The sequence below is a fragment of the Kribbella pittospori genome (genome assembly GCF_004331465.1).
In the GTDB taxonomy this organism is placed as follows: Bacteria; Actinomycetota; Actinomycetes; order Propionibacteriales; family Kribbellaceae; genus Kribbella; species Kribbella pittospori.
Map to the genome: position 1 here is coordinate 319,543 of NZ_SJKB01000001.1, position 21,340 is coordinate 340,882.

Annotated in this window: 22 protein-coding genes; 11 read left to right on the forward strand and 11 right to left on the reverse strand. The window is 68.7% G+C overall.

Going from position 1 to position 21,340, the window contains the following annotated elements; all coding sequences use genetic code 11:
- Positions 1–131: 131 nt before the first annotated feature.
- On the forward strand, positions 132–557 hold the full coding sequence (locus E0H73_RS01565) for a DUF1269 domain-containing protein (protein ID WP_238163750.1): 426 nt from the start codon (positions 132–134) through the stop codon (positions 555–557).
- Between the two features lie 77 nt (positions 558–634).
- Here the strand turns inward: E0H73_RS01565 and E0H73_RS01570 are convergent, their stop codons facing one another.
- From E0H73_RS01570 to E0H73_RS01580, 3 genes are read right to left on the reverse strand one after another with little or no spacing between them, the layout of a single operon-like run.
- Positions 635–1,759, reverse strand: coding sequence for a CU044_5270 family protein (locus E0H73_RS01570; RefSeq protein ID WP_131350223.1), 1,125 nt, complete (start codon positions 1,757–1,759; stop codon positions 635–637).
- On the reverse strand, positions 1,752–2,387 hold the full coding sequence (locus tag E0H73_RS01575; protein WP_131350225.1) for an RNA polymerase sigma factor: 636 nt from the start codon (positions 2,385–2,387) through the stop codon (positions 1,752–1,754). The genes E0H73_RS01570 and E0H73_RS01575 overlap by 8 nt, the downstream gene beginning before the upstream one ends.
- Positions 2,388–2,442: 55 nt before the next feature.
- Complete coding sequence (locus E0H73_RS01580; protein WP_165555451.1) at positions 2,443–3,186, reverse strand: helix-turn-helix transcriptional regulator; 744 nt, start codon at positions 3,184–3,186, stop codon at positions 2,443–2,445.
- An 84-nt stretch (positions 3,187–3,270) separates the two neighbouring features.
- On the opposite strand from E0H73_RS01580, the gene E0H73_RS01585 reads away from it, so the two are divergent.
- Positions 3,271–4,038: a phytanoyl-CoA dioxygenase family protein gene (locus E0H73_RS01585; protein WP_131350229.1), complete on the forward strand. Its 768-nt coding sequence runs from the start codon at positions 3,271–3,273 to the stop codon at positions 4,036–4,038.
- A 4-nt stretch (positions 4,039–4,042) separates the two neighbouring features.
- On the opposite strand, the gene E0H73_RS47875 is transcribed toward E0H73_RS01585, so the two are convergent.
- Complete coding sequence (locus E0H73_RS47875; protein WP_165555452.1) at positions 4,043–6,949, reverse strand: helix-turn-helix transcriptional regulator; 2,907 nt, start codon at positions 6,947–6,949, stop codon at positions 4,043–4,045.
- 126 nt (positions 6,950–7,075) lie between these two features.
- Between E0H73_RS47875 and E0H73_RS01595 the strand changes: the two genes are divergently transcribed.
- The 3 genes from E0H73_RS01595 (at position 7,076) to E0H73_RS01605 (ending at position 8,792) form a co-directional block, all read left to right on the forward strand.
- On the forward strand, positions 7,076–7,903 hold the full coding sequence (locus tag E0H73_RS01595; protein WP_131350233.1) for a methyltransferase domain-containing protein: 828 nt from the start codon (positions 7,076–7,078) through the stop codon (positions 7,901–7,903).
- A 10-nt stretch (positions 7,904–7,913) separates the two neighbouring features.
- On the forward strand, positions 7,914–8,417 hold the full coding sequence (locus tag E0H73_RS01600) for a pyridoxamine 5'-phosphate oxidase family protein (protein WP_131350235.1): 504 nt from the start codon (positions 7,914–7,916) through the stop codon (positions 8,415–8,417).
- A 147-nt stretch (positions 8,418–8,564) separates the two neighbouring features.
- Complete coding sequence (locus tag E0H73_RS01605) at positions 8,565–8,792, forward strand: hypothetical protein (protein ID WP_131350237.1); 228 nt, start codon at positions 8,565–8,567, stop codon at positions 8,790–8,792.
- A gap of 15 nt (positions 8,793–8,807) precedes the next feature.
- Here the strand turns inward: E0H73_RS01605 and E0H73_RS01610 are convergent, their stop codons facing one another.
- From E0H73_RS01610 to E0H73_RS45695, 3 genes are all read right to left on the reverse strand, one after another.
- Positions 8,808–10,172, reverse strand: coding sequence for a chloride channel protein (locus tag E0H73_RS01610; RefSeq protein WP_131350239.1), 1,365 nt, complete (start codon positions 10,170–10,172; stop codon positions 8,808–8,810).
- Positions 10,173–10,423: 251 nt separating this feature from the next.
- Complete coding sequence (locus E0H73_RS01615) at positions 10,424–10,972, reverse strand: hypothetical protein (protein ID WP_131350241.1); 549 nt, start codon at positions 10,970–10,972, stop codon at positions 10,424–10,426.
- 193 nt (positions 10,973–11,165) lie between these two features.
- The gene (locus E0H73_RS45695) at positions 11,166–11,339 is read right to left on the reverse strand and encodes a hypothetical protein (protein ID WP_165555453.1); all 174 of its coding nucleotides are present in this window, start codon (positions 11,337–11,339) and stop codon (positions 11,166–11,168) included.
- A gap of 139 nt (positions 11,340–11,478) precedes the next feature.
- On the opposite strand from E0H73_RS45695, the gene E0H73_RS01620 reads away from it, so the two are divergent.
- Positions 11,479–13,830, forward strand: a complete 2,352-nt coding sequence (locus tag E0H73_RS01620; protein WP_131350243.1) for an arylsulfatase — start codon at positions 11,479–11,481, stop codon at positions 13,828–13,830.
- 26 nt (positions 13,831–13,856) lie between these two features.
- Here E0H73_RS01620 and E0H73_RS01625 read toward each other — a convergent pair whose 3' ends face one another.
- Complete coding sequence (locus E0H73_RS01625) at positions 13,857–14,306, reverse strand: MarR family winged helix-turn-helix transcriptional regulator (protein WP_131350245.1); 450 nt, start codon at positions 14,304–14,306, stop codon at positions 13,857–13,859.
- 70 nt (positions 14,307–14,376) lie between these two features.
- Here E0H73_RS01625 and E0H73_RS01630 point away from each other — a divergent pair, with 70 nt between their 5' ends.
- A complete protein-coding gene (locus E0H73_RS01630) occupies positions 14,377–14,814 on the forward strand; it encodes a MarR family winged helix-turn-helix transcriptional regulator (RefSeq protein ID WP_131350247.1) in 438 nt (145 codons plus the stop codon).
- Here the strand turns inward: E0H73_RS01630 and E0H73_RS01635 are convergent.
- Together E0H73_RS01635 and E0H73_RS01640 are read right to left on the reverse strand one after the other, a co-directional pair.
- Positions 14,811–14,993, reverse strand: coding sequence for a hypothetical protein (locus E0H73_RS01635; RefSeq protein WP_131350249.1), 183 nt, complete (start codon positions 14,991–14,993; stop codon positions 14,811–14,813). The two genes, E0H73_RS01630 and E0H73_RS01635, sit on opposite strands and share 4 nt — an antisense overlap.
- A gap of 71 nt (positions 14,994–15,064) precedes the next feature.
- Positions 15,065–15,619, reverse strand: coding sequence for a hypothetical protein (locus tag E0H73_RS01640; RefSeq protein ID WP_131350251.1), 555 nt, complete (start codon positions 15,617–15,619; stop codon positions 15,065–15,067).
- A 280-nt stretch (positions 15,620–15,899) separates the two neighbouring features.
- On the opposite strand from E0H73_RS01640, the gene E0H73_RS01645 reads away from it, so the two are divergent.
- Positions 15,900–16,616 carry a hypothetical protein gene (locus E0H73_RS01645; protein ID WP_131350253.1) on the forward strand — a complete coding sequence of 239 codons (717 nt, stop codon included), beginning with the start codon at positions 15,900–15,902 and terminating at the stop codon, positions 16,614–16,616.
- 51 nt (positions 16,617–16,667) lie between these two features.
- Here E0H73_RS01645 and E0H73_RS01650 read toward each other — a convergent pair whose 3' ends face one another.
- On the reverse strand, positions 16,668–17,318 hold the full coding sequence (locus E0H73_RS01650; protein WP_131350255.1) for a TetR/AcrR family transcriptional regulator: 651 nt from the start codon (positions 17,316–17,318) through the stop codon (positions 16,668–16,670).
- 93 nt (positions 17,319–17,411) lie between these two features.
- On the opposite strand from E0H73_RS01650, the gene E0H73_RS01655 reads away from it, so the two are divergent.
- The 3 genes from E0H73_RS01655 to E0H73_RS01665 are packed head-to-tail and all read left to right on the forward strand — an operon-like array spanning position 17,412 to position 21,174.
- The gene (locus E0H73_RS01655; protein WP_131350257.1) at positions 17,412–17,909 is read left to right on the forward strand and encodes a (2Fe-2S)-binding protein; all 498 of its coding nucleotides are present in this window, start codon (positions 17,412–17,414) and stop codon (positions 17,907–17,909) included.
- A complete protein-coding gene (locus tag E0H73_RS01660; protein WP_131350259.1) occupies positions 17,906–18,895 on the forward strand; it encodes an FAD binding domain-containing protein in 990 nt (329 codons plus the stop codon). Before E0H73_RS01655 ends, E0H73_RS01660 begins: the two co-directional genes overlap by 4 nt.
- On the forward strand, positions 18,892–21,174 hold the full coding sequence (locus E0H73_RS01665; RefSeq protein WP_131350261.1) for a xanthine dehydrogenase family protein molybdopterin-binding subunit: 2,283 nt from the start codon (positions 18,892–18,894) through the stop codon (positions 21,172–21,174). Before E0H73_RS01660 ends, E0H73_RS01665 begins: the two co-directional genes overlap by 4 nt.
- Positions 21,175–21,340: the final 166 nt, after the last annotated feature.

Sequence of the window (21,340 nt, forward strand, 5' to 3'; positions counted from 1 at the left end):
TCGGGGCAGTACGGCGGGAGGCTGGCGACGATCGAGCAGTCGAGGGGAGCCGTGCGCGATGTCGACACTGACCGTCTGGAAGTTCTCGACCTGGGACGGGGGCCAACCAGGCGATCGGCACGTTGGAGGGGTTGGCCAAGCAGGGACTGATCAGGGTGCACGACGCCGCATCCGTGTCGTGGCAGCCGGAGGCCAAGAGGCCCAAGACCCGGCAGTTGCGCAATCTGACCGGCGCTGGTGCGCTCGGTGGGATGTTCTGGGGCATGCTCTTCGGGATGATCTTCCTGATGCCGTTCGCCGGCGCCGCCATCGGAGCCGCGTCAGGCGCCATCGCAGGATCGCTCGCCGACGTGGGCATCGACGACGACTTCATCAAGTCCACCCGCGACGAGATCACGCCCGGCACCTCGGCCCTGTTCCTGATGTCGAGCGAAGCAGTTCTGGACAAGGTCCAGCAAGCCTTCGAAGCAACCGGCCTCAACGAGGCAGCCCGCCTCGTCCAGTCCAATCTCTCCACCGAGCAGGAAGCAGCCCTCCGCGACATGTTCGGCGGCTGACCCAGGCACAGCTGACCCAGGCACAGCTGACCCGGCAGCCAGGCTGCCGAGTCAGCTGTGTGGGTCAGCTGTGTGGGTCAGTGAACTACGGGGCGGTTCGGGGTGATGCGGGTGTTGATCGAGGTCCAGCTGACGACGTCGCCGCGCACCAGCGGTTGCCGATCGCCGTCGAAGTTCGGTGGTGCGGTGACGGTCGCGACTTCGCGGAGGCCGAGGAACTGGCCGGTCTCGGCGTCGATGATCAGGTCCTGGCGCACGCCCAGGAACTGCACTCGGCCGATCGCCCGTCCGGTCTTCCCGTCGAGGTTCACCGCCTCGGCCTGGAGCTGGATGCCGGGCATCTTGCGGGCAGCCTGGTAAAGGGCGGCTCGGAGGTCGGCCGGTGCGATACCGGACGCCATGACGGTGGCGACACGGTCGAACGCCTGGTTGTCCACCGCCTCGGCCGATCGGGCCGCCGGGATGCCACAGTCGGGATGCCCAGGCGGGCAGTGTGCCGGTCGCCCCGGGTCGTCCGCGCGCAGCGCCGCCAGAAGTTTGTCGGGATCACGCGGCAGACGGGCGACGAAATCAGCAGAAGGCATCCTCCAACTGGGAGTGCAGAAGTTCTTCCCGTCCTTCTTCTGGAGATGGATGTATCCGCCGTTCGTGCCCACCCCGCAGGCGTAGGGCGTCTTGATCGTCTGCGGCTTCACGTTCAAGGGGTCGAGCTTGGCCCAGAGCGCCTTGGCCGCTGCGCTGGAGAATTCCTTCTTCGCACTGAGCACCGAGATCGCGGTGTACGGCGGCGTCTGATCGGCTGGGATCCACCACTCGCTCACGTCGTGGCGGGTGCCGACGTACGAGTTGTGCGGGCCGAATCTCCACGTCCCCTGGCTTCGCTGGGTGACCTGGCGGTACTGCCCCGGCGGGATCGGCGCGTCCGGGTTGGCGCTGGTGAGTTCGGCGGCGTTGGCCAGGAAGGTGTTCGCGTCGGCGATCGCGCCGGGCTTCGGGGCGCCGTCCTTGATGACCACGTCGTTCACCAGGAAGCCGACCGCCAGGGTCGCGGCCACTGCGCCGGCAACCAGCACCCGTCGCCGGCCGACGGAGCGGCGTACGGGAGAGGGTGTCAGCAGACGCTGACGGGCGCGGGCCAGTGCGATGGGGTCAGGCGGGGGTACGTCGTCGCGTACCCGCTTGAGCAGGTCGATCTCATTCATCAGGGTTCTCCTGGAAGTCGGGGCCGAGTGCTGCGCGCAAGGCGCGACGGGCTCGGTGCAGGCGGGACCGGACGGTCCCGATCGGGATGTCGAGGGCGTCGGCGATCTCCGGGTAGCTGAGGTCTTCCCACGCGAAGAGCAGCAGGATGTCGCGGTCGGCCTGGCGCAGACCGGCCAGTACTCCGGCCAGGGCGCGCGAGGCCGATTGTGCGTCGACCCGGGCGGCAACCTCCGCCGCGAGCAGGTCCGCGCCGTCGAAGGATCCACCGGGATCCGAGCGCGAGTACGCGCGGTACTGGCGGACCTCGTCGCGCCGTCGTCGGTGGATCAGATTGGTGGCGATCCCGTAGAGCCAGGGCAGCGCGCCCGCCGAGGACTCGTGGTAGCTGTGCCGGCGTTCGAAAGCGACCAGGAACGTCTGCCCGACCAGGTCCTCAGCTTCGGTGGTGCCGAGCCGACGGGCGACGTACCGGTGGATCGCGGCGGCATATCGATCGAACAGCAGGGCGAAGTCCTCCTGACTGGAGGACACGAGCTGGGCGTCGGTCCTGAGCGCAGCCTCTGGCGGTGGGCCTGGTTCGGGTGGCAGGCGCTCGCGGGAGAAGGCGGCCGTCTGTATTCGGTTCACGCCTGCTTCTGCCCGATCCCCAGATATCGGTTCCCACCCACCCGGAAAGCATGACCTAGTCCCTGGTGCGGAGCGCGCCCGGGGCCGAACCGGTCGCGGCCTTGATGTGGCGACTGAGGTGGCTGACCGAGTCGTAGCCGGTCAGGTCTGCGATCGCCTGCAGCGGCAGAGTGGAGTTGCGGATGTGGCCCAGCGCGTGCCGGAGCCGTACGTGCTGCAGCGCCGTACGCGGGCTCATGCCGCGCAGCCGCGCGAAGGCCGCCCGCAGGCCGGATGGCGAGATGCCGAGTTCGGCGGCGACCGAGGCGATCCGGACTCCCGAGGCGAAGCGTTCCTCGAAGATCCGCTCGGCCTGTGCCACCAGTTGCTCCGCCGCGGTCACCGGCTCCGCTGCCGCGCGGCGCAGCAGCAGGTCGAGTTCGCCGAGGAGCAACGAGCAGAGTTGGTCGCTGTCGTCGCTGGGCTGCGTGCTCTCGCGGACGAGCGAGTCGAAGACCCGGCCCAGGTTGCGGTCGCCGTCGTCGAAGCAGACACGTGGCCAGGGCCAGCGCGGAGCCGCGTCGACCTGCAGGAAGCGGTTGGCGTAGCCGGTACGGCTGAGCTCGGCGTGCCAGGTCCGCGGTGGAGTGAGTAGCACGGTCCCCGGCGTGGCGGCGTACGTCTCGTCGCCGATCGGGCAGGTGATCCGCCCGCGCACGTAGTACACCAACTCCCACGAGGTGTGCGCGTGTAACGGGTAGTCCTTGCCCGGCCCGGCGGTGTGTACGCCGGCGCCGAGCAATCGAAGCGATTTGTGCATAACCGCTGTCGCCTTCTGCATTGTTTTCTTTGGACGTCGCGTCGATGCTGGCATCGATTCGTGCATCTGTGAAGGAGTGCTTGGATGGATATGGCGACCGCACTGCGCGACCTCGGCGTGACCGGCGACGTCCTCACGCAAGGCGAGAAGGACCAGCTCGACCGCGACGGATTCCTTCCGCTGGTGGGAATCCTCACGCCGGAGGAGGTGTCCGGGCTGAACAAGCGGATGGCGGAGCTGACCGCCGCCGAGGGCGACCGAGCAGGCCTGGAAGTCCATCAGGAGAACGGCACCGACCGGCTCGCCGACCTGGTCAACAAGGACCCGAGGTTCGAGGTGTGCTTCAGCCACCCGCGCGTCCTGGCCGCGATGCAGCACGTGCTCGGCGAGTTCAGGTTGTCGTCCCTCAACAGCCGCGCGGCGCTTCCGGGTCAGGGGCACCAGGGTCTGCACGCCGACTTCGGCCACCCGGTCGAGCCCGGTGCGTACGAGGTGTGCAACTCGATCTGGCTGCTCGACGACTTCACGCCGGAGAACGGCGCGACGCGCGTCGTACCCGGGTCGCATCGGCGCGGGACCATGCCGGGAGACGAGATGGCCAACCCCGGCGACGAGCACCCGGAGCAGATCCAGCTGACCGGCAAGGCGGGGACGGTCGTGGTCTTCAACAGCCATCTGTGGCACGGCGGCACTCTGAACCGCACCGACAGGCCACGCAGGGCGATGCACTCCTACTTCGCATTGCGCCACCTGCCGCAGCAGCTCGACCAGCAGGTGTATCTCCGGGTCGAGACCTACAAGCGGCTGAGTCCCGCACAACGCTTCATCCTCGACGTCTCCGGCACGAGCTGAGCCGTCAGTCTTCGGGCGACGCGGCCAGTTGGTGAGCGATCCGCGCTGCTTCGAGCCGACTCGAGACGCCGAGCTTCCGCAGGATGTGCGAGACATGGACGCTGGTTGTCTTGATGCTGATCGTGAGCTCGGCGGCGATCTCCCGATTCGTGTAGCCACGGGCAAGCAACCGGAGTACTTCGCGTTCGCGCGCCGTGAGACCGAGGGCGTCATCCTGGTCGCGGAGCGCGGGTTGATCCGCGAGGTCGAGGTGGGCCCGCCGCGCGAGCAGCTCGAGCTCGTTCATCAGCGGCCGCGCGCCGAGCCTGCTCGCAACCAGGTGCGCTTCGCGGGCGGGGACCGCCGCCTCCGCTCGCGAAGCGCCGGCTGCGACGAGCGCCTCGGCGTGCCGCCAGCGGCAGTAGGCGGCAGGGTACGGGCGCTCCAGCTGGTCCCAGGCTTTGCTGGCCGCCTCCCACAGCGCGGGCTGGGAGCAGCCCTCGACACGGGTGTGCTCGGCTTCGGCGATGGCGAGCCAGCCGGCCGCGTCCAGAGTCACTGCAGCCACATCGGCGGCCGAGTGGCGAGCGCGTTCGAGCAAGTACTTCGCGCGACGGCGCGCATCGTCGACACCCGCCGTGTCGCGGCGGATCGCCGCAAGCTGCGCACGGTCCGTCTCGGCCTGGATGGCCAGAGCGCACAGCCTCGGCTCGCGGATCTTCACGTCGCCTGTCGCGTCGAGTCGCAACGCGGCATCAAGCACACTCGCCGCGTCCTCAGGCCGCCGCTCCCACAGGGCGAGCTCCGCCACGAGGCAGGAGTACGCGGCTGTCAGCTGCGGCTCGAGCGCCGCCGGCGCCCCCGCTTCCAGGTGCTGCAGTGTGACGGCATACTCGCCACGCCGGAGCTCCAGCTCTGCGCGGATCAGGTGCACGCCCTCGGGCCGGAAGCTGCTGGCCAGGTGGAGCGCCGCGTCGAGCACCTCCTCGGCGCGAGCCCAGTCGCCCAAGCCGAGGAGCGCCTCCGCCGCGTTCGACGCGATGACGATGCCGCTGCTTCGCTCGTACCCGTACCGGCGAGACTTGGCGACACCCTCGAGTGCGTCCTGGGCCGCTTCGCGCAGCCGGCCGCCGATCAGGTGCACATCCGAGAGCACGACGTACGTTCGCAGCTCCTCGACCACCGCGCCACGCTTCACCGCGCGCCGGCGGGCGTCCAGAAGACACTCGACGCCCTCCGCGCCGCGCCCGAGGAGTTGCAGGTCCAGACCGAGGATCGCGAGCGCCCGTAGCGCGGGGAGGTCGTCGCCGATCGCGGCCGCGACCATCAACGCCTGCTCGCAGACGGTGCGCGAGTCGAGGGGCCGCCAGGACAGGCTCAGCGCGTTGGCGAGTGCGGAGAGGACGCGGGCTCGCTCCGCCGAGGGCGGCTGCTCCGGAACAAGCTCGACCGCCCGTTCGAACGCTGCTCTGGCGCCGTCCCGATCGCCGATCGGGAGAAGATACGTGCCGAGCCGTTCGTACATCAGCCCGAGCTCCGCGTCGTCATCAGCCAGCGAGATCGCCTGTCGCAGCAGCTCCGGAGCCCGTTGGCCGGCGCCGGCGAAGTACGCGACCTCGGCCGCTCGGGCCAGTACTGCGCCGAGCTCGTGCCCGGCCGCGGACTCGGGGTCCTCGACCTGCTCCCACAGCTCGAGCGCGCGGTCGAAGTGCCGGAGTGCCTCCGCCGGCCCGGAGACGGCCTGCGCGTTCAACCCCGCCTCGATCGACGCATGCAGCGCCTCCACAGGCTTGCCGGCCGCCGACCAGTGGTGCGCCAACTCGGCCGCTGTCGCGGGCTCGGCGCGCAGCGCACGGGCGAGCCGCTCGTGCAGTTCCTCGCGCTCGCCCGGGAGCAGGGTCGCATAGACCGCCTCGGCCAGGAGCGAGTGCCGGAACCGGAAGGAGCCCGCCATTTGATCAGGCACGAGTACGTCGTACTCGACCGTCTCGCGTAACGCCTCGACGAGTCGTTCCTCGGGCAAGCCTGCGACCGCGGCGAGGAGCCGGTACGGGACGTCACGCCCAGCGGCGGCGGCGATGCGGAGGAGCGCGCGGCTCTCACCGTCGAGGCCGTCGAGTCGCTGCAGCAGTACGTCGCGAAGTCCCCGGGGAAGCGTCTGCTCGCCACGGACTGCGGCCGCTAGGAGCTCCTCGGCGAAGAACGGATTCCCCTGCGAGCGCTCGTAGATCTCGTTCGCCAGCTCCGCCGGGACGGGCGCCTCCGCGGTCTCCGCGAGCAGTTGCGCAACCTCGTCACGCCCTAGCGGCTCCAACTCCAACGTAGTTGCCGCCCGCGCGCGCAAGAGCTCTCCGACGAGGCGTCGCAGCGAGCTGTCCGGCGTGAGCTCGTCGCTGCGGTACGTCGCAACCAGCAGCAGCCTCCGCTCACGCGCAGCATGCGCAAGGAAGGACACCAGATCCAGCGTTGATCGGTCGGCCCAGTGCAGGTCCTCGACGACGAGGACAACCGGCGCTTCGGCACCGAGGTGCTCCATGAGGGCGAGCGTCTCCTCGAAGAGTCGGAGCCGCGAGTCAGGACCGCCGACAGCTGCGGTGGTCTCCGTGAGCTCCGGGACGAGCCGCGACAACTCCGGAAGCGAGCAACCCATGACCGCCGGTGATCCACGCAGCGGCCACAGCGCCTCGACAAGAGGGAGATAGGACATGCCGCTACCGACGAGATCGATGCAGCGTCCGCGCAGTACGGTTGCTCCCGCCCGCTGCGCCCGACCGCTGAGCTCGGACACGAGTCGGGTCTTGCCGATGCCGGCTTCGCCCTCGACCAGCACCGTGCAGCCATGAGCGCGTGCCGCGGCCGCGAGCGTCGCATCGAGGCGTTGCAGCGCGTCGGCCCGCCCCACGAACCTCGGCCACGCCGGTCCTGGCTCCATGTCTAGTTCGAGTATGCGCCCGGGATAGGACGTCGGCCGCCGGGAAGTAAGGCGGACCTCCCGATTGTGCGGGCCCCACCCGAGGGCCAGCATCGAAGGCGGGACGAGCCATGCCGGGGAGGGGCGATGACTACACAGCAGCAGGTTCGGGATGCGATGCAGTTCGTCAACGAGCAGGACGCCGCGACGGTCGAGCGCTTCATCGAACGGCTCGAGCTCCGCGGCAAGGATCCGACGTTCGTGGCCTACCGCGAGGCGTACGTCGACGCGATGGACCTGCCACCGACGGCCAGGGTGCTGGAGATCGGCTGCGGTACGGGCGTGGTGTCCCGCGCGATCGCCGCCCGCGATGGCTTCGCCGGCACAGTGATGGGGGTCGATCAGAGCCAGGACTTCATCGCCGTCGCCGACTCTCTCGCGGCGAGCGAAGGCGTTGGCGACCGAGTGGAGTTCGCGGTCGGCGATGCGCACAAGCTCGACCTGCCGAGTGCGAGTTTCGATGCCGCCATCGCCCACACTCTCGTCAGCCACGTCCGCGATCCACTCGCGGTATTGAAGGAGATGGCGTGTGTCATCCGCCCTGGTGGCGTCGTTGCTGTCTTCGACGGCGACTACGCGTCACTCACCTTCGACTGCGCTGATCAGCACCTCGGCAAGGCTGTCGAAGGCGCGCTCGAGGCGATGATCATGAGCTCGTCACGAGTCATGCGCGAGCTCCCGCGCCTGCTGCCGCGGGCCGGACTCCGACTGCTGGTCACGCAGGCGAACGTCTACGCGGAGACCGGCACGAGCACGTTCATGCTGAACCTGGCCGAGACCTACGCGCCGCTGATCGCCGTACAGGGCCTCCTGCCCACAGCCCGGGTCGACGAGTGGCTTGCGCACCAACGCCGTTCCGCCGCCGACGGGACCTTCTTCGCTGCCTGCAACTACTACGCCTACCTCGCCCGATAAGCTCCGGCGGGTGGAGGATCCCGAGGTCGCGGTCTGGTTGGGGCAGTTGCAGGATCAGTCGTTCGACCGGGCGGGGTCGGCTACGCGTACGGCGTACCCGCCGGAACGACGGATGTCCGGACGCCAGTTGGCCGGATACTTGGAGCGCCGGAGCTACGCGCTAGCGTCCTCCACGCGGCCCGACGGTCGTGCACACGCCGCGCCGACCCTGTTCTCCATCTACGCGGAGGCGTTCTGGCTTCCGACGGTCGGCGGCGCGGTCCGGCTTCGCAACGTGGAGGCACATCCGTGGCTGGCTCTGTCGGTCCTCGAAGGTGATCACGACGAGCACGCTGCGGTGCTCACGGAGGGGCCGGCCGAGGTGCTGAGCGTCGTACCCGACGAGGTGTGGGAGCTGACGCGGCGCCGCAATGACGGCGGCAGCGTGGACTGGGCCACGGCCTGGCTGCGGATGACCCCGCAACGGCTGTTCAGCTTCGCCGAGGTCGCCTGGCAGGAATCCGGTAGCTCCTGACGACCTTCGTGCATCCGCAAGGTCGACGTGCGAGAACGCCTTCGATCGTGGTGGTGAAGGCGGTCCGACGCCGTTCGTCTCGCCTTCAATGCGACGAGCCGCCCTCATACCGTTGAAGGTGCTCGAACACGAAGGGAGCACCCGGACATGACGATCTTCATCCCCGGCAACACCGCCGTCGAGAACACCCGCACCCTGGCCCAGTCGGCACTACCCAACGCCCCGGTCGTCACCGACGAACCCCGCACCCGCGTTGAGATCCGCGCCCGAGCCGGAGCCCTCCTCCGCACGGCCGCCCAGCGTCAGCAACGCCTGGCCGACCGCATCGACCCGATCCGCGATGCATCATGCAACTGGCACGCACCCGCCACGTAGCCGGGGTCAACCTGCCTAGTGCTGGTGTGCGGCTGGTTTCGGACCTGGGATCGGGAGCACGTTGGTGAGGACGAAAGCCACTGCTACAGCGACTATGACCTGTGGTGTCACCGATATCCCGTCGGTGCCGAGTAGCAGGGTCGCCAGCAGGGTGGAGGTCAATGGCAACCGCAGCATCGCGGCGCACATCGCTCCGATGCCCATACCGATCGCCGGCGCCAGACTCATGCCGGGCAGGCCTGCCGCGGCGATCCCCAGGACCGCACCGATGAACATGGCGGGGAAGACCGGTCCGCCCCGGAACGCGCTGAGCGAGAGGCCGTACGCAAGCAACTTGCACACGGCGAGCACGATCAGCACCCAGACCGAATAGTTTGCGGCGTCTTTGACCAGCGCGGGCAGGGCATCCTGGCCGGAGAACAGCACCTGATTGAAACTCCTGTCAGAGATCAGCTGGTAGGCCATGGCGATCAGCCCGATGAGCAGGCCCAGAGTCGCCGTCACCAGCACCCGATTCAGGTGCACGACCGGACGCAGCGACAGCCCGATCCAGCGGATCACCCAGCCCAGCAAGGCCCCAGCCGCGCCCATCGCCAGAGCCCAGGCCATCGTGGCCACCGTCGGATCCACCGCGGGCGGCACGGAGGGGAGCGCCAGCGAGAAGCTGCCGAGTCCCGTCCAGTTGTCCAGACCGACGAACACCAGAGCGCCGACGCCGGAGGCCAGCAGGCCCGGCAGAGCCACCAAGCTCAGCGTCGCACCGCCGATACCGGCGACCTCCATGATCAGGAACGCGCCGAGCACGGGGGAGCCGAGCAGCGTACTGATCGCCGCGAAGCTGCCGGCCGACGTCATGATCGTCAGCGCCATCGGTGGCGCGTCCTTCTTGACCAGACGCACGGTCAGCGCCGCGAGGCCACCACCGATGGCGATCAGGGGAGCCTCGGGCCCGAGGACGGCGCCAAGACTGAGGGTGGTCAAGGCAGCCAGGATGATGCCGACGAGCTCCTTGTCGGCCGGTGGACCTCCACCGGTCTTGAACCCGAACGCGGGTGAATGCCCTCCGTTGCCGGGCAGATACCGAATGGTCAACCCGGTCAGCAATCCGCACAGGACCAACCAGGGCACCGGCCACCACGCGGGTGTGCCCCCGCTGAATAGTTGCTGCGGAAGATCGTCGAACACCGCCTGCTGGATCGTGCTGACCAGCGCCAGGAAACCGTACGCGATGGCCGAGATCGGGATACCGAGGATCGCGGCGAGCAGCAGCGCGGCGAGGTACGGCTTCGAACGGATGACCTCGGCCGGGTCCATCGCCGGGGGACCGCCCGACGGCCGCTCAGCCGTGCGTGCTGCGGCCGCTGGCCGCGAGTCGGTCATGCCTCACCATCCGTATGCGAGGTTCCCGGCCACATCGTCCCGGCCGGATGATCAACGAGAACAGCAACCCACGCGGCCGGCGCCGGACCGGCACCGACCGCGGGACCTTCGACCATCACGACGATGGGGCTGCTACCTGCGCCGGCGGGAGACACGCCGCGCGGTGCGGCGTCCGGTTCGACGCGCGACCCTGCGTGATCCAAGCATGGGTACTCCTCCTCCCTGGGCGATGGCGAACGCGGGTCGCCCGGTCAGCGGGCGGCGGCCGCCGTTTCCATCTCGTGCAGTTCCTTGGCTTCCTCGGCCGACACCAGCCCGATCTCGATGAGGTCCAGTGGACTGATGAAGCCGTCGCTGATCCGGAACCCTCCGGCCCGCGCAATGGCGTCGCGCAGCGGAACGGCCCAGTGGTGTTCCAGCAGGATGAGCGCGGCGGCGGAGTCGTTCGGGATGTCTTCGAGCACATCCCAGGCTTCCTCGTCGTTGAGCACGTTGATCCCGCCCTGCTCGGCGACCGCCTCGGCGCCGGCTTCCGCGCCGGCCACCATGCCCTCTTCGCCCTCGAAGCCCAGGCCGATCAGCGCCCCGATCTTGCTCCCCAGCTCGATCGCTTCCTGCTCGGACAGGTTGCTGAGATGCTCTGCCTCCAGCTCGCCGTCCGCGCTCTTGTAGACCGCCAACGCGTCGATGACGCGGACGGTGTCGCTGGCCCGAAGCCGTTCCAGTTCGGCGATGACCTCGCCGTGGAAGTCAGGGTGCCGGAAGCCGAGCGCGATGAGCTGTACTGGTCCGATTGCCATGTTCGCTCTCCCCTCTCTCCTGAGCGCCCGCCCACAGGCTCCAGTCCTCTCGGGCAGCGATCCGCAAGGACTGTCAGGAGACATCGATGTGCCTGCGCTCCACACTGCCGCGCTCGCCACCCTGACGCGTCACCCCCGACGGATGAGCGTGGCGGCCGTCGTCTCGTCACGTCGGGCACGAGCGGTACGACGGTCAGCGGCGGCGGCCCCAGCGACGCCCCGCTCCAACACCGGCCAAGTGCAGCGCAATGCAGAGCAGGCCGGCCATCAGCAGCGTTTGAGGCGTGAACGCATCACTCACGCTGGCGTTGGCCCAGTCCAAAATGAGTGCCAGCCCAAAGATCACAGCGGCGATGATCGCGAACATCGAGTGCTCCTTCGAATGATCGGGCGGAAGTAGCCATCAAGTACCCATCGGCCAACCGCGGAGGATCACCCCACCCGGAGGATGCGACGCGGGCGGCGTTCGGTTGAGGTGGTTGGACATTCTTGCGAGGGGGACACTGATGGCGCTGAACGAGTACGACGCCGGCACCGGATTCACCGGCACGATCGGCAGGACGGCGGACGAGTCGACCCCCGCGTGGCCGAAGCCCACGCGCGCCGCGCCAGGTGCTCCCAACGTGCTGATGGTCGTACTCGACGACACCGGCTTCGGTCAACTGAGCTGTTACGGCAGCCCGATCGCCACCCCGAACTTCGACAGCCTGGCCGCCGCTGGGCTGCGCTACAACAACATGCACACCACGGCGCTGTGCTCGCCGAGCCGTTCGTGCATCGTCTCCGGACGCAACCACCACAGCAACGGGATGGCGTGCATCACCGAGTTCGCCACCGGCTATCCCGGGTACAACGGTGTGGTCCCGTTCGAGAACGGGTTCCTGTCCGAGATGCTGCTCGGGCAGGGGTACAGCACGTTCATGGTCGGCAAGTGGCACCTCACTCCGAGCAACCAGGAGACTGCGGCCGGGCCGTACGACCGTTGGCCGCTGTCGCGTGGCTTCGAGCGGTTCTACGGATTCCTCGGCGGCGACACCAGCCAGTGGTACCCCGACCTCGTGTACGACAACCACCAGGTCGAGCCGCCGGCGACGCCCGAGCAGGGCTACCACCTGACCGAGGACCTGGTGGACCGGTCGATCCAGTTCGTCGTCGACGCGAAGCAGGTCGATCCGGACAAGCCGTTCTACCTGCATCTGTGCTTCGGCGCGACCCATGCGCCGCACCACGCCCCGAAGGAATGGGCGGACAGGTACGCCGGCCAGTTCGACGACGGCTGGGATGCGTATCGGCAGCGGGTGTTCGCCGAGCAGAAGGCGCTGGGGATCGTCCCCGACGACGCGGAGCTGTCCCGTCACGATCCCGACGTACCCGACTGGGACTCCCTGCCCGCACCGGCCCGCCGCCTGTACAGCCGGATGATGGAGGTCTTCGCCGGCTTCCTCAGCCATACCGACCACCACCTCGGCCGCCTGCTGGAGTTCCTCCGCGAGCAGGGCGAGCTCGACAACACCATCGTCATGGTGATCTCCGACAACGGCGCCAGTGCCGAAGGCGGCCCGACCGGCACCACCAACGAGGCGCAGTTCTTCAACAACGCCCAAGAGTCGCTCGAGGACAGCCTCGCGGTCATCGACGAGATCGGCGGTCCCAAGCACTTCAACCACTATCCGTGGGGCTGGACGTGGGCCGGCAACACGCCGTTCCGCCGGTGGAAGCGCGAGACCTACCGGGGCGGGAGTTCCGACCCGTTCATCGTCAGCTGGCCGCAGGGCATCCGGGCCAGGGGCGAAGTACGAACGCAGTACGCGCACATCATCGACATGGTGCCCACTGTGCTCGACATGCTCAGCCTCGAGCCGCCGGCCACGATCCGGGGCGTCACGCAGTCGCCGCTCCAGGGGGTGAGTTTCGCGCACACGTTCGACGACGCGGACGCACCGACGAAGCGCCACACGCAGTACTTCGAAATGCTCGGTCACCGCTCGATCTACCACGACGGTTGGCGAGCCGTTTGCCCATGGCCCGGCCCGTCGTTCAGCGAGGCCGGAGCAGGTTTCGGTCAACCCATCTCGGCGGACAAGCTCACCGAGCTCGACGCGACCGGCTGGGAGCTGTACCACGTGGCCGACGACTTCGCCGAGAACGACGACGTCGCGGGCAAGCACCGCGACAAGCTCATCGCACTCATCGGCATGTGGTACGCCGAGGCCGGCAAGTACGGCGTACTGCCGGTGGACGGAAGTGGCGTCGCGCGGCTCCTGGTCGACAAGCCGCAGGCCGCCGTACCGCGGGACAAATACGTCTACCGGCTGGACACCCAGTCGATCCCGTTCAACGCCGGCCCGCGGGTGCTGAACCGACCGCACAGCATCACCGCCGACGTGGACCTGCCCGAGGACGGCGCCGAGGGAGTCCTGCTGAGCCAGGGCACGGCGGCCGGCGGATACTCGCTGTTCATCAAGGACCGCAAGCTGCATTACGTGCACAACTACGTCGGCCGTGGCCTGTACAAGGTGTCCACACCGGACGTGCTCCCCGCCGGTCCACACAAGCTGCGCTTCGAGTTCGCGCCGACCGGAGAACCGGACATGGCCAACGGTCGCGGAACGCCGGGAATGATGCAGCTCTACGTCGACGGCAAGCTCGTCGCGGACGCTGAGGCCCCGGTGACCACACCCTTCATCCTCAACCCCGGCGCCCTCACCTGCGGCGCCAACCCCGGCTCCCCGGTAACCCCGGACTACCCATCCCCGTTCCGCTTCACCGGCACCCTTCGAACCGTCACCATCGACGTCTCCGGCGACCTGATCACCGACACCGAAAGCGAACTCCGAGCCGCCATGGCCCGCCAGTAGTGGGGTCGCCGGCGGTACGAGCCTTGTCAGGCTGGCGCCTCATTGAAGGCGACTGCGTTGATCGTTGCCGGGTCGGTTTCGGCGAGTTGTTGGAGGAGGGCGCGGGCTGTCTCTACCTGGGTCGCGTCGAAGAGGCTGAACACCCGACCGCTCGCCGTGGCGATCCGATCGCGGACGGATGTGTAGCGGTCGGCGCCTGCGGGGGTGAGGTGGAGTTGCTCGTCGCGGTCCTCGATGAGTCCGCCTGCGGCGAGGCGGCCGAGCATTGCGTCGGCCCTCGGGCCGTCGTACCCACTGGTGGCGAGAAGCTCCTTGACGGTCTTCTTCGGGGTAGTGCCGCGCAGGCCGAGAGCATTGAGCGTGAACCATGCGCCGGGCTCGAGGTCCTCGTCGGTGAGGATCCGGGTCAGTGGACCGCGCAGGTTGCGCTCAGCCAGCGCCATCGCAGTACCGAACGGGAGTGTCGGTGCGTTCACCGTCGTGTTCCTTCCTAAGATAGACAGGTAACTGTCCACCACCGTAGGCGAAAGACAGGAGACTGTCTATATGTCCGGGCATCCCCAACCACTCATCGGGTTGCTGCTGCGCCTGGCGAACCAGCGCTGGTCCACGGAGATGGACGCGGAGCTCGAGAAGCTCGGCGTCCGCGGCCTCACTGCGGCGCACGCACGGGTGATCCCGTTCGTATCGCCCGAGGGTGTCAGCGTCCAAGCGCTCGCGACCATGGCCAACGTGCGCAAGCAGACCATGGCCCAGAGCGTCGAGCAGCTGATCGCGGCCGGCCTGGTCGAGCGCCGTCCGGACCCCAACGATCGGCGCGCGTGGCTCGTCGTACTCACCGAGGCCGGCCTTGCGATCCGACCGAAGTCTCATAAGGCGGGGGGCACTGTCGAGCGCGCGTGGGCCGACGAACTCGGCGAGGATCGACTGGAGGCCCTCCGGGCGGCGCTGATCGAACTGGTCGGGTACAACGCGGAGGCCTAGCCGGCCGCGGCCGATTGCTGGAGGGATTGCCTCATCGCGGCGCGATCCGGATAGCCGTGCCGGGCACCAACTCTGTAGACGTAGTGCCGGTCGTTCTTGGTCACCGCAGCGACGTACCAAACGGGGTTGCCCGCGGCCAGCATCGCTACCATCGTTCGGTGTTCGGGTGTCGTGAACATGCTGACCCTCCTCAGCTCTGTGGTGGGATGTGAGCCGGTTGGCGGCCCGGCTCACACAGTGCTTGCTGTGCTCAGAAGCACGCCTCGGCGTAGTAGCACGGTTGCCAGTACCACGGCTCCGGCGGGGGCGGGTCCACGAAGAAGATCCGGAAGTGCGCCTGGTTCTGGATGAACTGCCCCGAGTTGCCCGTGAGGTAGTTCGCGCGGACCGTCCAGACCTCCCCGGCAACGGTGTGCCTGGCGAGGCCGACCGTCGTCTCGTTCGCGACACAGTTGCCTCCGGCAACTCGGCCGTTGAAGACGAACGACCCGCTGACGTTGCTCTCCACCCTCCACGCCGGCGACGTGTACGGACGAAGCCCGTTGCCGCCGACCTGGAACGACGTCGAGTCCCCGGCGAACATCTGGTAGTCGTCAGTGCCACCGTCCACCGGCTGGTTCTCAAACCGGTAGCTGGACGGGTACACCGACGTCAGATAGACGTGGGCGTTGGTCCGGCACCCCGTCGCCTGAGCAGGCCCCGCAGTAACGACCGAAACCACCGCCAACGGAACCAACACGGCCGCCACAGCCGCAACCCGTCTCACCACCCGCCGCCAGCGCCCGACTGTGCGCATGTACTCCATGACTGTTCCCTTCCTTCAAGCTGCGGATCGGTCGACCGGTCGATCGAATGAATCGCCCAACCTTCGAAACCACCCACCCCCCGGATGGCCAACAACCCCACCACCACCCGCCCAAACTCGCGGGTTGCTGCTTCAGGCAGTCCTACGCCCACTGAGATCCGTCGTGGCCCCTTGTTGGCGGCCGGGGTACGGACGCATGCTCGGACTGAGGCCAGGGCCGGATCTTGGTGCGTGCGGCACCCACCTCCGACGGACCGTGGCCGCGAGCGGGGGAGGCGGCATGGACGAGTCACGAGCTCTTCGGCGCGCGGGGTGGGCGGGTGCTGCTTCGGTGGTGCTGCTCGTCATCGGGGTGGCGCTGGGCTACTTGGTCGGCGTCGACGACCCAGCAATGTCGGACTCTGACATCCTCGAGCGGCTCAACGACGACGCGCGGCAGGCGGCCGCCGGCTTCGCGCCGCCTGTGCTTGCTGCGGGGGTCGCGTTGCTGCTGTGGTTCGCCACCGGTCTGCGGCGGGTGCTGGACCGGCTGTCTGGCGGCGACCCGCTCGCGCATGCGGTCGTGCCGGCCGCAGCGCTGTTCGGCGGGCTGATGATCACCGGTGTCTCACTCGATGTGGGGAGCGCGTTCGCGGCCTGGTCGGACGAGTTCACCGCCGACCCGGATACCGTCCGCGCGCTCGGCATGTCGGGACAGGTCCTCGGGCTCACTGGGCTGATCGGCTGCGGCGTGCTGGTCGCAGTCACGGCGCGGATCGCTCAGCAGGCAGGCGCCCTGCCGATGTGGGCAGTCTGGGTGTCCTACGCGGTCGCGGTGCTGTGCCTGTCTGGCTTCTGGAGCGGAGGCATGGCGTCCGTGGCCTTCGCACTGTGGCTCATCGGTGCTGTCATCGTGTTACTACGCATGGCGCGACCGACACCCCCTGCGCCAGCCGTCCCGCCGCAGTCCGCCGCTCCCGAGACGACCCGCCCACCCCCACCCACCACCAGCAGCTGACGCCCCAGTCGCCGGTCGCCCACACCCCGGCAGACCTGCAAGGGACTGTCGTCAGCGGAGGGTGGGCAGGCCGGCAGCAAGTGCGGACAGCACTCGCACCAGGGTGGGCAACACGTCGGGCCGGGAGGCAGCCAGCTCGGGGTCCTCGGCGTAGAGCTGGGTGAGCGCAGGAGGCGGGTTGGCTGCTGGGTAGAGCGTACCGGCGAGGGCGGTGGCCAGCGCGACCAGCTCGCCCCCTTCCCGCGCGGTCAAGTCGGTCGCACGGGCGACCTCGGCGCCGGTGGCGGCGACGAGATCGTGCACGGCGTGCTTGAAGGCCCGGGCGGCCGGCACGGAGACGTTCTGCTCCAGGCTGGTCGAACCGTGGCTGAGCAGGTCGCAGAACAGGCGTCGCTCCACGAGCGTCTCCGCCAGCACCGCTACCGCTGCCGGGGTTCCGTGTGCGCCGTCAAGCCGATCGGAGACGGTGCCGGCCCAGTCCTGCCACTCCTCGGCGAGCAGCTCGAGGTAGATCTCCTCACGGGTCCCGAAGTAGCGGGAGATGTTCGACTTCGCCAACCCGACCGCGTCGGCGACCGCACCCAGAGACACATTGCGTACCCCGGACTCGCGGGCGAGGTCGCGGGCGGCGTCCAGGATCGCGTCACGTCGCTGCTGCTTTTGCTCCGGCCGTCTGGCCCGGACGAACACCGATCCTGTCATGTCGCGCTCCAGCCTATCCAGAACAATGCAGGTGACCACCGTTCTCTTGTTAAGGAAACACTGTACTGTTAACTTGGCGGACGGGAGGGTCACGTGGTCGAAGTCCAGCTGAAGGTGAACGGCGCCGCCGAGACGGTCGATGTGGAGCCTTGGGTCAGCGTGTTGGACCTGCTGCGGGAGCGGCTCGGGATGACGGGGACCAAGAAAGGCTGCGACCAGGGTGCGTGCGGCGCGTGCACGGTGCTGGCCGATGGGCGGCGAATCAACTCCTGCCTGGCGTTGGCGGTTTCCTATGACGGCAGTGAGATCACCACCATCGAAGGAGTCGCGAATCCGCTGCAGGAGGCGTTCATCCGCCACGACGGTTTCCAGTGCGGCTACTGCACCCCGGGGCAGATCTGTTCGGCACTGGGCATGCTGGCCGAGTACCGGTCGGGTATGCCGAGTGCGGTGACCGACGGCGACCGCCCCGCCGACGGGTCACCCAGCGAGGCGGAGATCCGGGAACGGATGAGTGGGAACCTGTGCCGCTGCGGTGCCTACAACGGGATCGTGGCCGCGATCCACGACGTGGCCGAGGTGACCCGGTGAGGCCGTTTGTCTACGTCAAGCCGAAGGATGTCGAGTCCGCGGTTCTGGCCGCCGCCGCCCCGCGTTCGAAGTTCCTCGGCGGCGGCACCAACTTGGTCGACTTGATGCGGGAGGGCATCGAAACCCCCGACACTGTCGTCGACGTCACCGGGCTGCCGCTGGACACCATCGAGGAGCTGCCCGCCGGCGGCTTGCGGATCGGGGCACTGGTGCGCAACAGCACCCTGGCCGCGGACCGGCGGGTGCGCACGGGCTATCGAATGCTCTCTGAGGCCCTGTTGTCCGGCGCCTCGGGTCAGCTGCGGAACATGGCCACCGTCGGCGGGAACCTGTTGCAGCGGACCCGCTGCCCCTACTTCTACGATCATTCGGCTGCCTGCAACAAGCGCGACCCCGGCAGCGGCTGCGACGCGCTGGACGGATTTCACCGCGGCTGCGCGGTCCTCGGAGTCAGCGGCAGCTGCATCGCCACCCACCCGTCCGACATGTGCGTGGCGTTGGCGGCGTTGGACGCGGTGGTGGAGGTCCGCGGTGCCGCCGGGATCCGGCGGGTCCCGCTGGCTGAGCTGCACCGGCTGCCGGGGAACACCCCGAACCTGGAGAACACCCTCGCTGCGGGGGAGCTGATCACGGCGGTCGAGCTGCCGGCGCCGTTGTCGGCCCGTTCGGTGTATCGCAAGGTACGCGACCGGGCGTCGTACGCGTTCGCGTTGGTGTCGGTCGCCGCCGTGTTGCAGGTCGACGACGGGACCATCAGCCAGGTCCGGCTGGCGCTCGGCGGGGTCGGGGCGAAACCGTGGCGGGCCCATGAGGCCGAACGGCTGCTCCTTGGCGGGCCTGCCGACGAGGATGCGTTCCGCCGGGCCGCCGAGGCCGAGCTGGCCGCCGCGACCGTCCGGCCGGAGAACGCGTTCAAGGTCACTCTTGCTACGTCGACGATCGTGGCCGTGCTGGGTCAGCTGAGCGAGAACGGAGCCCGGGAATGAGTATCAAGGAGGCTGTGACCGAGGCCCAGACCGCGACCGCGACCGCAACGACCCGGTACGTCGGCCAGTCGGTCGCTCGGTTGGACGGCCCGGCGAAGACGACCGGCCAGGCCCGCTTCGCCGCCGAACATTCCTATCCGGATCTGGCGTATGCCGCGTTGGTGTACTCCACGATCGCGCGGGGCCGCATTATCGCGATCGACACCACGGAAGCTCGTGGGGTGCAGGGTGTGGTTACGGTGCTCACCCATCAGAATGCGCCGGCGATGAGCCCGCCGGGCAAGATGAGCCTGCTGCGCCCCAGTTCGATGGCGGTCAGCGCGTCGGTGAACTACCTGGCCACCGACGAGGTGCACTGGAACGGTCAACCAGTCGCGGTGGTCGTCGCCGAGACTCCGGAGACCGCCCGGTACGCGGCGTCGCTGGTGCGGCCGGCGTATGAGCAGTTCCCGGCCGTCGTCGACTTCGCCGCCGCGATCCCGGACGCGGTGCCCGACAAGGGCATTCCGCTGCTGGCTGGTCCGGCGGACAAGGGGAACGCGGTCGCCGCGTTGGCCGCGGCGCCGGTTTCGGTTGATCTGGAGTTCAGCACCCCGCAGCACAACCACAACGCGATCGAGCCGCACGCGACGACGGCGGTGTGGAACGGGGACCAGCTCACTGTGCACGAGGGCAGTCAGCACATCTCCGGTCTGCGCGCCCATCTGGCGAAGCGTTTCGGGGTTCCCGAGGAGGCCATCCGGGTGCTGTCCCCGTTTGTCGGCGGCGGTTTCGGGGCCAAGACACGGCCCTGGGCGGGCACCTTGCTCGCCGTGTTGGCGGCCCGGGTCACCGGTCGACCGATCCGCCTCGCCCTGTCCCGCGAGGGTGTCTATCACACGGTCGGTGGGCGCACCGCCAGCACGCAACGGGTCGCGCTGGGTGCTTCCCGGGATGGCCGGCTGACCGCGATCGTGCACTCGAGCGTGTCCCGAACGGGCCGGGTCGGCGGGATGGCCGAGCCGATCACCGAGGTGACCCAGCACCTGTACGCCGCCCCGAACATCCAGCTGAGTCAGCGGGTCGTCCAGCTCGACTTGTTGTCCAACACGTTCATGCGGGCGCCGGGTGAGGCAATCGGCAGCTTCGGTGTCGAGTCGGCGATGGACGAGCTGGCCTGGAAGCTCGGCAGGGACCCGATCGAGCTGCGGATGATCAACGAACCCGACCGTGACCCGGTCGGGGGTCAACCCTTCACTCACCGGATGCTGCGGGAGGCGTTCACCCTGGGTGCCGAGCGGTTCGGCTGGCAGGACCGGGATCCTCGAGCCGCTTCGATGCGGGACGGCCGTTGGTTGGTCGGGATGGGTGTGGCCACGGCCTACCGCGGCTCGATGGCGATGCCCGCCGCTGTCACCGTGCGCCTGCAGGCCGACGGCACGGTCGTGGTGCTCTGCGGCCTGCACGAGATGGGCATGGGCGCGCCGACCGTGCAGGCGCAGGTGGCGGCCGACCAGATGGGTGTGCGGTTGGAAGCGGTCCGGATCGAGTACGGCGACTCCGAGCTGCCGCGCAGTGCCGGGGCGTTCGGGTCGGCGCAGACCGCCAGCGTGACCGCCAGTCTGCTGGCCGCCTGCACCAAGCTGAAGAAGTCGGTGCTCACGCTGGCGCGGCGGCTGCCCGACTCACCCCTGAAAGGCGTCAAGCTCGGCGAGGTGGACGCCCGCGACGGTGGGCTCTATCACCAGGGCGGCGGCCTGCGTTACACCGACATCCTGGCCGCCGCCGGCCGGGACCAGGTGGAGGCGGCCCACAAGACGAACATGCCGGCCTTCGTCGCCAAGACCGTCCGTGATCTCCGATTCCGGTCACGGTCCGCGTCCGGCGCACACTTCTGCGAGGTCAGGGTCGATGCCGACACCGGCGAGATCCGGGTGTCACGCTGGCTCGGCGTGTTCGACGTCGGCACCGTCCTCAACGCCCGCACCGCCTCCAGCCAGCTCCGCGGCGGAATCATCTGGGGCATCGGCATGGCGTTGGAAGAACAGACCCTGATCGACCCCCGCACCGGCCGGATCGTCAACCCCAGCCTGTCCGAGTACCACATACCTGTCCACGCCGACATCCCCCATATCGACGTGCACTACCTGAACGAAGCGGACCCGACCATGCCCTTGGGCCTGCTCGGACTCGGAGAGATCGGCATCACCGGCGCGGCCGCGGCCGTGGCCAACGCGATCCGCCACGCCACCGGCAAACGCGTCCTCGACCTGCCGATCACCCTCGACAAGGTGCTCTGACGCTGCCCGCTCGAGGACATGACGGGACGCCCGGCGATGCGTGAGGTCCTTCCGGAGTTGCTGACCTGGTGGCGATCCAGTGCGGACTCGCGAGCATGCCTCGCGCCAAGCTCGCCGACGCCGTGGCGCCGACGATCACTCGTTACCTGCGCGGCGATCTCGACCG